The 12,229-nt window shown below is 75.3% G+C and carries 15 protein-coding genes; 4 read left to right on the plus strand and 11 right to left on the minus strand.

Features of this window, described 5'->3' with window-relative positions:
• Positions 1 to 23: 23 nt before the first annotated feature.
• The gene (locus COGEMETH_RS09355) at positions 24 to 3,941 is read right to left on the minus strand and encodes a baseplate multidomain protein megatron (protein WP_238182324.1); all 3,918 of its coding nucleotides are present in this window, start codon (positions 3,939 to 3,941) and stop codon (positions 24 to 26) included.
• 92 nt (positions 3,942 to 4,033) lie between these two features.
• Here COGEMETH_RS09355 and COGEMETH_RS09360 point away from each other — a divergent pair, with 92 nt between their 5' ends.
• Both COGEMETH_RS09360 and COGEMETH_RS09365 read left to right on the plus strand, forming a co-directional pair.
• A complete protein-coding gene (locus tag COGEMETH_RS09360) occupies positions 4,034 to 4,390 on the plus strand; it encodes a type II toxin-antitoxin system RelE/ParE family toxin (protein WP_238182325.1) in 357 nt (118 codons plus the stop codon).
• Entirely contained in the window at positions 4,387 to 4,668 is a 282-nt protein-coding gene (locus COGEMETH_RS09365) for a helix-turn-helix domain-containing protein (RefSeq protein ID WP_238182326.1), read from the plus strand. The genes COGEMETH_RS09360 and COGEMETH_RS09365 overlap by 4 nt, the downstream gene beginning before the upstream one ends.
• 12 nt (positions 4,669 to 4,680) lie before the next feature.
• Here COGEMETH_RS09365 and COGEMETH_RS09370 read toward each other — a convergent pair whose 3' ends face one another.
• The 10 genes from COGEMETH_RS09370 to COGEMETH_RS09415 form a co-directional block, all read right to left on the minus strand.
• Positions 4,681 to 5,178: a C40 family peptidase gene (locus COGEMETH_RS09370; protein ID WP_238182327.1), complete on the minus strand. Its 498-nt coding sequence runs from the start codon at positions 5,176 to 5,178 to the stop codon at positions 4,681 to 4,683.
• A 29-nt stretch (positions 5,179 to 5,207) separates the two neighbouring features.
• Complete coding sequence (locus COGEMETH_RS09375; protein ID WP_238182328.1) at positions 5,208 to 6,083, minus strand: phage/gene transfer agent baseplate hub protein; 876 nt, start codon at positions 6,081 to 6,083, stop codon at positions 5,208 to 5,210.
• 140 nt (positions 6,084 to 6,223) lie between these two features.
• Positions 6,224 to 6,865 (minus strand): DUF2460 domain-containing protein, encoded by a 642-nt coding sequence (locus tag COGEMETH_RS09380; protein WP_238182329.1) that lies wholly within the window; start codon positions 6,863 to 6,865, stop codon positions 6,224 to 6,226.
• Between the two features lie 163 nt (positions 6,866 to 7,028).
• Positions 7,029 to 7,604, minus strand: a complete 576-nt coding sequence (locus tag COGEMETH_RS09385; RefSeq protein WP_238182330.1) for a phage tail tape measure protein — start codon at positions 7,602 to 7,604, stop codon at positions 7,029 to 7,031.
• 29 nt (positions 7,605 to 7,633) lie between these two features.
• Positions 7,634 to 7,822: a phage tail assembly chaperone gene (locus COGEMETH_RS09390; protein WP_283214974.1), complete on the minus strand. Its 189-nt coding sequence runs from the start codon at positions 7,820 to 7,822 to the stop codon at positions 7,634 to 7,636.
• The gene (locus COGEMETH_RS09395) at positions 7,819 to 8,175 is read right to left on the minus strand and encodes a gene transfer agent family protein (protein WP_238182331.1); all 357 of its coding nucleotides are present in this window, start codon (positions 8,173 to 8,175) and stop codon (positions 7,819 to 7,821) included. Before COGEMETH_RS09395 ends, COGEMETH_RS09390 begins: the two co-directional genes overlap by 4 nt.
• Positions 8,176 to 8,586: a phage major tail protein, TP901-1 family gene (locus tag COGEMETH_RS09400; protein ID WP_238182332.1), complete on the minus strand. Its 411-nt coding sequence runs from the start codon at positions 8,584 to 8,586 to the stop codon at positions 8,176 to 8,178.
• A gap of 28 nt (positions 8,587 to 8,614) precedes the next feature.
• On the minus strand, positions 8,615 to 9,004 hold the full coding sequence (locus tag COGEMETH_RS09405) for a DUF3168 domain-containing protein (RefSeq protein WP_238182338.1): 390 nt from the start codon (positions 9,002 to 9,004) through the stop codon (positions 8,615 to 8,617).
• Between the two features lie 29 nt (positions 9,005 to 9,033).
• Positions 9,034 to 9,402, minus strand: a complete 369-nt coding sequence (locus COGEMETH_RS09410; RefSeq protein WP_238182333.1) for a head-tail adaptor protein — start codon at positions 9,400 to 9,402, stop codon at positions 9,034 to 9,036.
• Between the two features lie 148 nt (positions 9,403 to 9,550).
• Entirely contained in the window at positions 9,551 to 10,114 is a 564-nt protein-coding gene (locus COGEMETH_RS09415) for a head-tail connector protein (protein ID WP_238182334.1), read from the minus strand.
• A 42-nt stretch (positions 10,115 to 10,156) separates the two neighbouring features.
• Here COGEMETH_RS09415 and COGEMETH_RS09420 point away from each other — a divergent pair, with 42 nt between their 5' ends.
• Together COGEMETH_RS09420 and COGEMETH_RS09425 are read left to right on the plus strand one after the other, a co-directional pair.
• Complete coding sequence (locus COGEMETH_RS09420) at positions 10,157 to 10,882, plus strand: S1 family peptidase (RefSeq protein WP_238182335.1); 726 nt, start codon at positions 10,157 to 10,159, stop codon at positions 10,880 to 10,882.
• A gap of 127 nt (positions 10,883 to 11,009) precedes the next feature.
• Positions 11,010 to 11,873, plus strand: coding sequence for a S1 family peptidase (locus COGEMETH_RS09425; RefSeq protein WP_238182336.1), 864 nt, complete (start codon positions 11,010 to 11,012; stop codon positions 11,871 to 11,873).
• Positions 11,874 to 12,229: the final 356 nt, after the last annotated feature.

The raw sequence follows: 12,229 nt of genomic DNA on the forward strand, positions 1-12,229 counted from the left end.
GTGCGGGGGAGGGAAGCCGCGCATCACCCTGCGCGCACCGGCACGCGGGCCCGCAGGGCGGGGCCGGGGCCGGCCACCGCGCCGACCTGGGCCACCGCGGCCTCGATCGTCGCCTGCGGGCCGCCGAAATCCGCGGCCTCGTCGGCGGCCGCGTAGAGCAGGGTCGGCCCGGTGGCCGCGAGGCTGCGCAGGGGTGCTCCGTTGCCGGCAAAGAGCGTGACGGCGTAGGATTCCGCCGCCTCGTCGAGGGGGATCTCGACGGGCTCCCAGGCGTCGCCCGCGCGTCGCGCCCGGCGGGTCCAGGAGAGGCGCACGCCCCCCGTCTCCCGGCGCGCCCGCAGGTGGACGGGGCTCGCCGGCGTCAGGGCCGAGAGGCCGGCGGTGGCGACGACCTCCGTGAAGGCCGGGTCGCCCGGATCGCGGGCGGCCGGGCCGATGCGGTAGCGAAAGCGCCGCCCGGCTTCGTCCAGGCGATCGACCAGGGGCGTGACGCCGCCGCCGTCCAGGCGCACGATCAGGCTGCCCGCGGGTGCGGGCCGGGCCGCGGCCGCCTCGCTGCCGGCCAGCCCCCGCAGCAAGCGGCCGAGGCGGTAGGTCTCGGTTCCGGTGAGCACGGCGTCGGCCGCCGACAGGATTTCCACGGTGCCGTCGGGCGCGAGCAGGGCGAAGAGGTTTTCGCCTGCCAGCGCCGCGGCCTCGCCGATGCCGGCCAGGGCGCCGGCGTTGCGCAGGCTCACGTCGAGATGCGCCCCCCTGTCGAAGCGCCAGAGGGGGCCGGCCGGCAGCGCCGACAGGGTCCGCCCGAGGCAGGCCGGGTAATCGAGGACGGCGTGCAGCGCCAGCGGCCCCGCCTCGCCCTCCGAGCGCCAGACCGCGACCTCGCCGGGCCAGGGTTCGGCCGCCACCGCGAGGTATTGCAGCCCGGTCGGGCTGCCCCGGTCGGCCGGCAGGTCGAGGACGAGGACGAAGGGCGGCCCGGCAAAGCCCGGCGGCAGCCGGCCGGGCCGCGCCCGGGTGCGGGCCGACGCGCGGGCGGGCGCCCCGTGCAGGGAGACGCCCTCGGTCTCGATGCGCCGGCCGGCCGGGCCGTCGTCGATCCGGGCGATGCGCTGGAGGGCGCGGCCGCCCGGTCCGTCCGAGGGCAGGGCCAGGAGGTCGCCGGGCTCCAGTTCGATCCGGCGCGGGCTGAGGGTGAAGCCGGCCGTGTCGCGGGCGGCGATCGTGCGGTCGAGGACGGCCTCGGCCAGGCCGTCCGCGCTCTCCCGCCGGGTGACGATGGCGGCCTCGATCCGGGTCTCGCGCCGGCGTGCGCCGGCCGGCCGCACGGCCGCGGCCGAGGCGCGGCGGTAGTCCGGGCTCTCGGAATCGGTGATGCCGATCTCGAGCGCGCGGGGCAGGGAGCTTTCCTCCGCCCGCACCCGGCGCAAGGTGGCCGCGTCCTCGGTGGGGCGCACGAGGTCGGCCTCCGTCAGCCTCACGGGCAGGTCCCGGCGCGGGCCGCGCAGGCGCAGCGTGCCGGCCACCGCCGACGCGTCGAGGCCGTAGATCCGCGCCAGCGGCTCCAGGGCGCCGCGGGCCGAGAGCGGCCGGTCGATCACGTAGCCGTCGAGATAGGCCGAGGCCTCGACCTGCGCGGGCCAGTCGAAGCCGAACTCGGACAGGATCGCCCTGACCAGCAGGTCGAGGTCGCAGCCCTCGATCCGGCCGGTGACCCAGTGGCCGACGCGCCAGTTATCGGTATCGGCCCAGACCGCCTCCACGTCCGGGAAGGCCGGGAAGGGCCGCGCGTCCCAGGACCAGACGAAGATCGCGTCCGCCGGCACCATCCGGCCGCCGTAGACCGGCGAGACCGGGTTGTGGGCGGCCTCGAAGCCCGGCGCGTCCGGATCGAAGCGGCCGATGATCGCCTCCAGGCCGCGCAGCTGGATCAACTCGTCGCGCAAAGCTCGCGATTCCGGCGGGTAGGCGCTCTCGGAGGATTTCGGGTCGGGGAAGACGTTGGGGCCGTTGGTGCCCTTGTCCACCGCCGGCACGCCGATCTCGGTGAGCCAGACCGGCTTGGATCTCGGCACCCAGGCGGTGGTGCGGGTCTCGACCCCGCCGTCGCGCTCCACGTGCGGGTTCGACCACCAGCCGGCGAGGTCCTTGGCCCGGTAGAGCCAGGGCTTGCCGTAGGCCCCGTCCGTGATCGGGGTGCGGGCCTGGGCGGCGCGGCTGGCCGGATCGGGATAGTACCAGTCGAAGGCCTCGCCCGCCCCGAGGCGGTCCTTGAGGTAGGCCCGGTCGTAGATGTCGTCGGCCAGCGCCAGGTCGGCATGGTCCGGGGTGTCGCGCCAGTCGGTGAGCGGCGGATACCAGTCGATGCCCACCGCATCGATCGCGGCATCCGCGAACAGGTCGTCGAGGGGGAAACGGATGGTGGCGCCGTCGTCGCGCACATGGGCGCCGTACTCGGTCCAGTCGGCGGCGTAGACGAGCTTGACGCCGGTCCCGAGCCGGCTCCGCACCGCCTGGGCGAGGCTTCGGAGCGCTGCGACCGCCGGGTAGCCGGCGGCGCCGCGCACGTGGGTGAGGCCGACGAACTCGCTGCCGACGACGAAGCCGGCGAGCGGAACGCCCCCGGCCGCCCAGGCGGCGGCGAGGTCGGCATAATGCAGCACCTGCCGCCGGTAGCCGGCCGGGTTGGCGAAGAAGGCCTGGACCTGCGTGGCGGCCGCCGCCGTGCCGTCCACGCTGCCGGGCAGGCCGGGGGCCGGGTCGCAGGTGATGCGCCCGCGCCAGGGGTAGGGCGGCTGGCCGGCGGCGGCGGGGTCGCGCGGATCGGGCAGATCGTTGGCGACGGGCACGTCCATCATCACGAAGGGGTAGAGCACCACCTCCAGCCCCCGGCGGACGAGGTCCGCCACGAGGCGGGTCAGCCCGGCATCGGACGGCGTGCCGCCGAAGGCCGGGGCGCCGTTCTGGGCGGTCGAGACCACGTCCGCGGCGGCCCGGCCGATCCCGGCCACCTGCCACACGTCGCCCACCGTCCCCTTGTCGCGGACCTCGACCTTGGGCACCACCCGGCAGGCGCCGGCGCGCAGGTCGTCCCCGAACCAGGCCGCCACCACGGCCACGCGGGTCAGGCGCGGGCACAGGGCCTGGAGGGCGTCGAGGGACGCGGTGACGTCGGTGGCCCGCTGGAGCTGGTAGCGGTTGGCCGCGTGCGTCCGGCCGAAGCCGAGGTCCACCGTGACGAGGCCGGGGTCGAGGCCGAACTCGCTGGAGCCGGGGATCAGGTCCACCGCCCGGACCAGGCCGGCGAGGCCGTTGACCGGGCGCACCACCTCGAAGGCGAACTGCGGCACCCGGTTGCCGTAATCGGCCAGCGGCAGGCCCTCGAACACCACGTAGGCGAGGCCGCGATAGGCGGGGGCGTTTGACGCGCCCTCCTTGGCGACGATCAGCGGGTCGGGCTCCTGGTCCGGGCCTCCGGTGTGGACGCGGATCGCGAGGCCGGTCTGGTCCATCTCCCGCCCGTCCGCCCAGATCCGGCGGATGAGCGCGATCTCGCCCTCGCACAGGCCGACCGCGAGGTTGGCGTAATAGGCGTAGGCCGTGCGCACGGTCCGCTGGCCGCCCCCGCCCTTGGCGGCGCCGCCCGCCCGCTCCACGGTGGTGTTGGCGACCTCCAGGGGCCGGGTCGCCCAGATCAGGCTGCCCCCGACCTTGGCCCGCCCGTAGACCCGCGGCACCGGGTCGCCCTCGGTGGAGGAGAGCCCGGCCACGTCGGCCAGCCGCGGTCCCTCGACGAATCGCGGGCTCGCCCGCGTGCCGAACAGCGCCCCGTCGAGCCCGGCGCCGGCCGCAGCCCCCAGCACCCGCCCGACCACGGCCCCGATCGGCCCGCCGAGGGCGGTGCCCGCCGCGGCGCCAGCCGTGGACAGGATCAGCGTGGCCATGGCGGGCTCCTGTCGGGGATGGCGGCTTGCGGACTATACAAATTTTTGTATAGTGCGGACTGGCGGACGGACTTCGAGATGCGGGAGCCGTGATGGTCGAACGGCCCAGGGCCGTCCTGTTCCGAGGCGGCTCCCTCGACGACCTGCGGGCCTTTCCGGTCGGCGCCCGCCGGGCGGCGTGCTACCAGATCGACCGGGTCCAGTCGGGCCGCGATCCCGACGACTGGAAACCGATGCCGACGATCGGGCCGGGCGTGCGCGAGATCCGCATCCGGGACGCGGACGGCGCCTTCCGGATCGTCTACGTCGCGAAGTTCGCCGACGCGGTCGTCGTCCTGCACTGCTTCCGCAAGACGACGCAGAAGACCGCACGGAGCGACATCACCCTAGCCAGGCGGCGCTATTCCGACCTCGTGAAGGACCTCGGACCGAAGGATTCCGGACCATGAGCGACGCCCGCTTCGACAGCGTCTGGGACGCGATCGAGGACACCCCGGCCGAGGCCGCCAACATGCGGCTGCGGTCCCAACTGATGCGTGTGCTGCGAGACCACATCGCGGGCGAAGGACTGAGCCAGGCGCGGGCCGCCGCGATCCTCGGCGTGACCCAGCCGCGCATTTCCGACCTGATGCGCGGCAAGATCGATCTGTTCGCGATCGACTCCCTCGTGACGATGCTGTCCGCCGCCGGCCTCCAGGTCGAACTGCACGTCGCGAAGGCGGCGTGAGCAGGGGGTGGGTCAGCGCCTGTCCGGCACGGCCTGACCCACCCCCGGAAACCGGAACACCCCCGTGCAGTGCCGCCGCCACCACGGCGTCAGGGCCACTTCCGTGACCGCGGCGCGGTCGTGGGCGTGGATCATCGTGCCCGCCCCCGTGGCGATGGCGCAGTGGCGGGCGGGCAGGTGGGCGCGGAAGGCGAAGAGCAGCACGTCGCCGGGCTCCGGCATCGGGCGTGCCGGCGGGCCGGGCACGGGCACGAGGTGGCGCCGGGCGGCCTCCGTGAGCGGGTCGGTGCCGGGGGCGGCCGATTCCGCCCAGGTGCCGGTATAGGGCGGGGCGGCCTCGGGCTCGTCGCCGAGCAGCCCGCGCCAGACGCCGCGCAGCAGGCCGAGGCAGTCGCAGCCGACGCCGGCGAGCGAGGCCTGGTGCCGGTAGGGCGTCCCGAGCCAGAGGCGCGCCTGCGCCACCACATCCGCCCCGGTGAGGTCGCCGGCCATCGCGAAATCCGTCGTCATCGCGAAATCCTTCGTCACCGCAAGGTCTTTCACCGAAAGAAGCTGCCGCCGTCGAGGACGGCCTCGGAGCCCGGCGCTGTGCGGGCGACGAAGTCGTTGCCCGGCATGTGCGGAAAGCCCTGGAAGTTGACCGCGTTGGCGAAGGTGCCCGCGCAGGTCGACAGCCGCTTGTCGCAGCCGGCCGTGAGGGCGAAGGCGTCCCCCGGCGCGATTCCCCGCGGGGGCGCCTCCCACAGCTCCACGAGGGGGCCGACCTGCACCCGCACGTCGCCGGAGAGCCCGGCATTGGCCCCCGTGCTCCAGGTCAGCCGCCCGCCGGAGAAGAAGCCCTCCGGGAAGCTGCCGGCGAGCGCCGCGGCGAGGGTGGCGGGCTCCGGCAGGGCGGTGACGTGGCCGGCGGTGCGGAAGGCTGCGAGGTCCACCCGGCAGCGGGCGTCCCCCAGCTCCGCGCCGCAGGTGGCGCGGTAGGTCCGGCCGCGCTCAGAGTCGAGCCGGTCGGCGAGCCCGCGCAGCTCGGCCACGAAGGCGTCGCCCGCCCGGCGGATCTCCCCCACCGTGCCGATGTCGAGGAGGAGCCGCGTCTCGGGGTTGGTCCAATCGACCAGCCAGGTCTCGACGGCGGCCCCGTCGTAGAGGCCGCCGGCGATGTCGGCCTCGGTGATGCCCAGCGCGGTCAGCGCGCCCGAGACGTCGCCGCCGGAGACGGCAAAGCCCAGTTCCGCGCTGGCCTCGGCCGCCTCCAGCCCGGTGCGGGCGGCGTGGACGAGGCCGGCGAGCGTCAGGTCCCGGTCGTGGTCGGTGAAGCCCAGCGCCGCCCCGTCCCGGCGCCGCAGGGACCAGCAGCGGCACAGATTCGTCACCCCGCCCGCGAGGTGCGCGGCGAAGGCGGGGGGCAGGTCGCGCATGGGGGTTTACTCCAATCCCTGTGCGCCGGTCCCGACCGAGGGTCGGAACCGGCGCGTCCGGCGGACGCCCGCCGCCACGCGGTCGCGCGGGCGACGAGCGATGAGACGGTCTCATCGCCTGTCGGTGTGAGCCGATCCGGTCAGGGCACGATCTCGATCAGGGGCACCCTGGGGATCTCGCCGGCCGTGAAGGCTTCGAGGTTCACGGTGAGGTCGTCGGTGTCGAAGCGGACGGGCACGTCGAACTCGAAGCCGGCCGTGACCGGGGCGCCGGCAGCCGGCACCGCGCCGGGCAGGAAGGTGACGAGCCCGGTGGTGGCGTCGCAGGCGAAGCGGTCCGGGGCGAGGACGACGCCGGAGACGGCGACCCGCACGCTGCCGTCCACCGGCTTGGCGATGAGGCGCCGGTAGGCGGCGGCCCCGCTGCCGTAGGTCTTGGCCAGGGGGAACGCGGTCCTGGTGCCGTCGCCCAGGCCCAGCGGCTGGTCGCCGGGGCCGATGGCCCGCCCCGGCGGGCCGGAGCGAAAGTCGACCCGGTCGCGGTAGCGGAAGCCGTAGAGGCGCCCGCGTCGCTCCTCGAAGAAGCTCACCACCGCGTGGAGGGCGTCGAGGGTGCGGATGCCGAAGCCGGCATCGTAGCGCCGGCGCGAATCCGCCCAGCGGCTGTTGCGGTGCTCCCGGCCCGAGGCCAGGGTGACGACCTCCGTGAGCCGGCTCGGGCCGGCGCTGCCGCGCAGCGACACGTCGAGGGGAAAGCGCACCTCGTGGAAATCCGACGGCATGCGGGTGGCTCCCGGTCGGTCGGCATCGCCGACGCGTTCCCTCCCCCTTGCGGGGAGGGATCAAGGGTGGGGGTGGTCCAGGATCGAGGGCCACGGTGCCGTCTGCACCACCCCCACCTCCGGCTCCTCCCCACAAGGGGGAGGAGAAGGCTGCGGCGCCGCCTCAGAGCGCCCGCTGCCCCCGCGCCACCGCGCGGGCGAGGCTCGCGGCCACCTGCGCCTCCGACTTGCGGAACGCCCCCGGATCGGGGGTGGCGATGTTGACGGTGACGGCCACCGGCCGCGGGCCGGACCCGGATGCGACGCCCAGGCGTCCGTCCGAACCGCGGCGCAGCGGCAGGATCGCCTCGGGGCCGGCCTCGCCCATCAGGCCGGTGCCGCCGCTCAGGGGGAAGTAGGTCGGCGCGGCCACGATCCCGCCGGCCGCGAAGGGGCGCACCCGGCCGGCCTGGAACACCCCCCCGCGGGCGAACCCCGTCTCCGCGCTCGACGTGCCGGACAGGAGGGAATTGACGAGGCCGGTGATGCCGGTCCGCACGGGCGCCAGCGCCGCCCGGACGGCGATTCCGGCGAGCCGCGTGCCCAGGGTGCCGAGCACCCCGTCGAGCTGGCGCCCGGACGTGGTACTCCGGGTGAGCGCCGTGGTCAGGCTCCGGCCGAAGCGCTGGGCCAGCCGGTCCAGGGTGTCGAGCTGCCTGATGCGGGCGGCGTTCGCCCGGTCGAGGTCGGTCTCGGTCATTCTTCAGGTCCTTTGCCGGCGCGCTTCGGTCAGGGCGTGTCGGGATGGGCCGCGATCAGCCGCTCCAGGTCGCCCCGCCGCAGAGGTTCTTGCGATGGGGGCAGGCCCCGTGCGGCGAGCAATTCCCGCGGCGTCGCAGCCCAGAAGTCGCGCGGGCGCCAGCGCAGGGCGGACAAGCCCAGCGCCATCGCCGCGTCCCACGGGAAGGCGGGGCTCACGCCCGGCTCTCGGCCCCCCGTGGCCTGGGAGGGTTTTGGGAGGAATCCTCCCCGAAGGCGGCGACCAGGACCTCCCCCAGGGCGGCGCTCACCGCGGAGAAGCCGCCGGCCAGCGGCAGGCGGGCGACCGCCCCGTCATCGAGGTCGTGCCCGCCGCCGCGCAGGGCCGCGCCCAGCAGCGCGATCAGGTCGCGGGCGGCGAGCCGCCCGTCCGAGAAGCGGTCGGCGAGCCCGGCGAGGTCGCCGGCCCGCAGGGCGTCCTCCAGTTCGGCCAGCGCGCCGAGGGTGAGGCAGAGGGTGTAGCGCTCACCCCCGAGATCGAGCGGCACCTCGCCGCGCCTGCGATTGGCCATCTAGAGCGCCGTGAAGGCGAGGAGGCCGGCCGAATCCAGGCTCATGTCGAAGGTGACCTCGCCGGCATGGTCCCCGCGGTATTCGAGGGCCAGGATCTGGAACGGCCCCTGCAGGGTGCCGAAATCCGGCACCACGATCTGGAAGGTCTCGATCAGCCCGTCGAAGAACAGCTGGCGCAGGCGGGCGTCCGAGGCCTGGTCGCGGAACACGCCCGATCCCGAGATCGCGGCGCGGCGCACCCCGGCACCCGCCAGCAATTCGCGCCAGCGCCCGGCGGAATCGGCGTTGGTCACGTCCACCGCCTCGGCGTTGAAGGCGATCTGCCGGGCGCGCAGGCCCGCCACGGCGACGAAGCCGCCGCTGCCGTCCCCGGCCCTGATCAGGAGGTCCTTGCCTTTCTGGGCGGTCATCGCACTCTCCTTTTTTGGGATTTCGGCCTCAGGGCGTCTCGGTGACGGCCTCGATCGTCAGGCTCGCGCGGGCCTCGCCGCTGCGCTCGTCGCGCCGGGCCGCGATGGTGCGCACCCGCAGGGTCACGAGGCTGTGGCCCGCGAGCACGAGGGTGCCGGCCGACAGCAGCACCGCCATGCGCTCGGCCGCGTCCACGGCGGTGCGGGTCGAGCCGGGGCGGGCGATCACGACGAGGGCGTGATCGTGCCGGTGGCGCTGGGCTCCGTCGACGGAATCGTCGCGGATCTCGCACTCGCCGAACAGGGCGTAGACGGGGGGCGCCCCCGGCGGCGGCTCGTCGTAGAGGCGGACCGCCGCGCCCATGATCTGGCGCAGGGCCGCATCGGTGGAAAACAGGGCGATCAGGCCCGCGCGCATGGCGAGCAGGGGGCTCGCGACCGGGGCGCTCACGGCAGTGGCTCCGGCGCGGGCGGTGCCGGAAACAGCTCCTCGACGTGGCAGACGCTGTCGCGCCCGCGCTCGTCCGGGTCGCTGACAGTGCGGATGGCGAAGCGCCGCGGCCCGGCCGAGAGGCGCATCGCCGCGCTCAGCCCTGCGCGGGCGCGAAGGGTGATGCGGTGGCTGGCCGCAACGTCCGCCCGGCCGCCGCGCAGGCGCTCGACCTCGCCGACCGGGCTGATCGCCCCCCACAGCACCGGGCCGGCGACGTAGCGGCGCAGCGACCCGCCGAAGCCGTCCGGCTCGTCGATCGGCAGTTCGAGCACGAAGCGTCGCCGCCGCGCCCCGAGGGGCGGGCGCGGGTTCGGAATCGCCATGGCGGGCTCCGTTTTTCGGTTCGGCAAAGTGGCGGGTCGGACGCGTCAGGTGACGAGCCGGGCTCGTTGCCCGCGCGACTGCGCGTCGGCGGGCGTCCGTCGGACGCGCCGATCCCGACCGTCGGTCGGGATCGGCACACACGAAGAATCACAGCCGCATGCGCCGGTTGGGGGCGCCGAGCCGCGCGGCGTCGGTGGCAAAGGAATCCGGCTCGTCGCCGCGGTGCTCGTAGCGGGCGGCGGCCAGCCGCAGGACGGCGAGGCGCAACGGGGCCGGCAGGGGCGGCCCGGACCCGCCGAAGCCGGCATCGACCTCGATCAGGAGGCTGCGGCCGGCAGGTTCCGGCACGGCGGGGGCGATCCGCAGGCAGGGCGCCTCGACCGGATCGGGTCCGAGGCCGACAAGGCCGGGTGCGAGGTCCGCGACCGTCCCCGACCCGTCCGAGAACCCGGCCCGCACCAGGGCGACGAGGGGGCTCAGCGGCAGCGGCAGCAGCCCGTCGCGCGGCCAGGCCTGGAGGGCGATGCGGTAGCGGCCCGGCACCAGGATGCGCCGGGTCTCGATCTCCAGGCTCGCGCGGGCGGCCGTCACCAGGGCCTGGATCAGGGCGTCCTCGGCGCCCGCGTCGTCTGCGGGCAGGCGCAGGTAGGCCCGCATCTCCGGCAGGCTCACCGGCTCGACGGCGGCCCCCTCCACGCGTATCGGGATCATCGCGCGTCTCCGCTCTTTCGCCGCTGAAGGGTCTTGTTCGGGATGAGGCTTCGGTGCGGGCCCGCCGCCTTGGGATGCCTGCTCGCCCTTGGGGCCGGGCCGGCTGGCGCCGTGGTCGGCGGGGCCGAGGCCCCGGCGGGGGCCGCGGTGATGGTCCTGTCCTCGAACGGCGGCGTCTGCACCGGCATCGTGCTGGCCGCCGACACGGTGCTCACCGCCGGCCATTGCGTCGCCGGCGGCCTGGAGCAGCGCGTGCATTTCCGCGACGAGGCGGGAAAGCCCGTGCTCGTGGAACTGGCCGCCCGCGCGGTCCATCCCGGCTACGATGCCGGCGCGGTGGCCGGGCGGCGGCGCTCGATCGACCTCGCCCTGCTGCGCACGGCCTCCGCCCTGCCGCCGCGGTTCCGCCCGGTCGCCTTGAGCGCGGCGATGCCGCGGGCGGGCGAGAGCCTGACGCTCTCCGGCTACGGCGCCGAGCGTGCCAACGATCCCCGCTCCACCGGCACCTTCCGCGCCGTGGCCCTGCCGGTGGTCGAGCCCTACGGCCCGAGCCGCATCCTGGTCTGGCTCAAGGCCCCCGGCCGGGCCGGCGGCTGCCAGGGCGATTCCGGCGGCCCGGTCGCCGTCGGCGACGGGGCGGTCGTGGCGGTGGCCGCCTGGATCGGCGGGGCCTGCGGCGGCCTCACCCAAGGGGTGCTGCTCGGGCCCCAGCGGGACTGGCTCGACCGCACCCTGACGGGATGGGGCCGGGCCGCGGCCTGGAACTGAGCCGGCCCCGGCCGCGCGGCCGGACGGATCGTCCGTCTTCGCGGCGCCGGAACCTCAGCTTGGCCGGAGGATTGCCTTACGATAGGCTGGGTCCCGGTCGCCCCGACCGCGCCGTCCGGAGAGACCGATGCTCCCCCCCTTCCTCCGCAAGGCCGTGCTCGGCGCCCTGTTCGGGCTCGTGCCCGTCTCCGCCCAGGCCGTGATCAACGGCCAGGTCTCCCGCGACCCGGACGGCGCCCGCGCCTTCGTGGTGCGCATCGAGAGCACGCAGGGCGAGATCTGCTCGGGCACCCTCATCGCCCCCGACCTCGTGCTCACCGCGGCCCATTGCGTGATGCACCAGGCCGGCTACAGCGTCGTCGTGGTGGACAGGGCCTTCCGGCAGAGCCGGATCGGGGCGGTGGCCGCCTCGATGCATCCCGATTTCGTGCCCGGCACCACGCCGGAGGACCAGCCGGGCGTCGACCTCGCCCTGTTGAAGCTCGCCCAGCCGCTGGGGCCTGAGTTCGCGCCCCTCGATCCCCGCGGGGCCGGGTCCATCGGCACCGGCGAGAGCGTGGACATCGCCGGCTTCGGCGTCGTGGCCGAGAACCGGCGCAACACCGCCCGCACCCTGCGCCAGGCCCAGCTGGTCTCGATCGGCTCGCTCCAGGTCGCCAACCGCGTCACCGTGGTGACCGACCGGCGGCGCTTCGCCGAGACCGCGGGCGCCGGCGCGTGCCTGGGGGATTCCGGCGGGCCGATCCTGTCCGGCGGCCCCGGCGGCTACCGCATCGTCGGCGTGGTGTCCTGGTCGAGCGGCGCCCTCCAGCAGAACAGCCGCCGGCGCACCGCCTGCGGCGGCTTCACCGCCGTGACGCCGGTGGCCGAGCATACCGGCTGGATCGCGGCGCGCGCCGCCGAACTGTCCCAGGTCCGGGTCGGCGAGGCCATGCCCGCCGGCCGCGGCAACCGCTCCGACTGGATGGCCCGCCCCGGCCGCCGCCGGTAGGGCCGGGTTCCGCACCACGCCCGGTCGCCGGCCGCGGGAGCGGCGGTGGCGCGCCCGAGCCCGCTTCGGACCGGGTCCGGGCGATCCGTCCGATCGCCGGACCGGGGGACCCTGCCGCTTCGCGGTCGGCCGTGCGCACCCCGCCGGGGCCTTTCGGGTCTGAAAGCGCTGTGATCCCGATACGACAGTATCGCTGACAGCATCGGCGTGCGGCGTATTTCCGAAGTGTGTCTTGTGGCCGTCCTGTAGCCGCGACTATGGTCTGCGCCGAAATGGCCGGCGGGAACGGTGATGCGTGCATCGGCGAGGGTGCTGCCATCGTCCGCAGCCCGCCGGGCGTTCTAGAGCGTGTTATG

Source organism: Methylobacterium trifolii (genome assembly GCF_022179685.1).
GTDB classification, from domain to species: Bacteria; Pseudomonadota; Alphaproteobacteria; order Rhizobiales; family Beijerinckiaceae; genus Methylobacterium; species Methylobacterium trifolii.

Excerpts from the sequence above, each read along its gene's own strand:
- COGEMETH_RS09355 (WP_238182324.1), bottom strand. The coding sequence starts at position 3,941 with ATGGCCACGCTGATCCTGTCCACGGCTGGCGCCGCGGCGGGCACCGCC.
- COGEMETH_RS09360 (WP_238182325.1), top strand. The coding sequence starts at position 4,034 with ATGGTCGAACGGCCCAGGGCCGTCCTGTTCCGAGGCGGCTCCCTCGAC.
- COGEMETH_RS09365 (WP_238182326.1), top strand. The coding sequence starts at position 4,387 with ATGAGCGACGCCCGCTTCGACAGCGTCTGGGACGCGATCGAGGACACC.
- COGEMETH_RS09370 (WP_238182327.1), bottom strand. The coding sequence starts at position 5,178 with ATGACGACGGATTTCGCGATGGCCGGCGACCTCACCGGGGCGGATGTG.
- COGEMETH_RS09375 (WP_238182328.1), bottom strand. The coding sequence starts at position 6,083 with ATGCGCGACCTGCCCCCCGCCTTCGCCGCGCACCTCGCGGGCGGGGTG.
- COGEMETH_RS09380 (WP_238182329.1), bottom strand. The coding sequence starts at position 6,865 with ATGCCGTCGGATTTCCACGAGGTGCGCTTTCCCCTCGACGTGTCGCTG.
- COGEMETH_RS09385 (WP_238182330.1), bottom strand. The coding sequence starts at position 7,604 with ATGACCGAGACCGACCTCGACCGGGCGAACGCCGCCCGCATCAGGCAG.
- COGEMETH_RS09395 (WP_238182331.1), bottom strand. The coding sequence starts at position 8,175 with ATGGCCAATCGCAGGCGCGGCGAGGTGCCGCTCGATCTCGGGGGTGAG.
- COGEMETH_RS09400 (WP_238182332.1), bottom strand. The coding sequence starts at position 8,586 with ATGACCGCCCAGAAAGGCAAGGACCTCCTGATCAGGGCCGGGGACGGC.
- COGEMETH_RS09405 (WP_238182338.1), bottom strand. The coding sequence starts at position 9,004 with ATGCGCGCGGGCCTGATCGCCCTGTTTTCCACCGATGCGGCCCTGCGC.
- COGEMETH_RS09410 (WP_238182333.1), bottom strand. The coding sequence starts at position 9,402 with ATGGCGATTCCGAACCCGCGCCCGCCCCTCGGGGCGCGGCGGCGACGC.
- COGEMETH_RS09415 (WP_238182334.1), bottom strand. The coding sequence starts at position 10,114 with ATGATCCCGATACGCGTGGAGGGGGCCGCCGTCGAGCCGGTGAGCCTG.
- COGEMETH_RS09420 (WP_238182335.1), top strand. The coding sequence starts at position 10,157 with ATGAGGCTTCGGTGCGGGCCCGCCGCCTTGGGATGCCTGCTCGCCCTT.
- COGEMETH_RS09425 (WP_238182336.1), top strand. The coding sequence starts at position 11,010 with ATGCTCCCCCCCTTCCTCCGCAAGGCCGTGCTCGGCGCCCTGTTCGGG.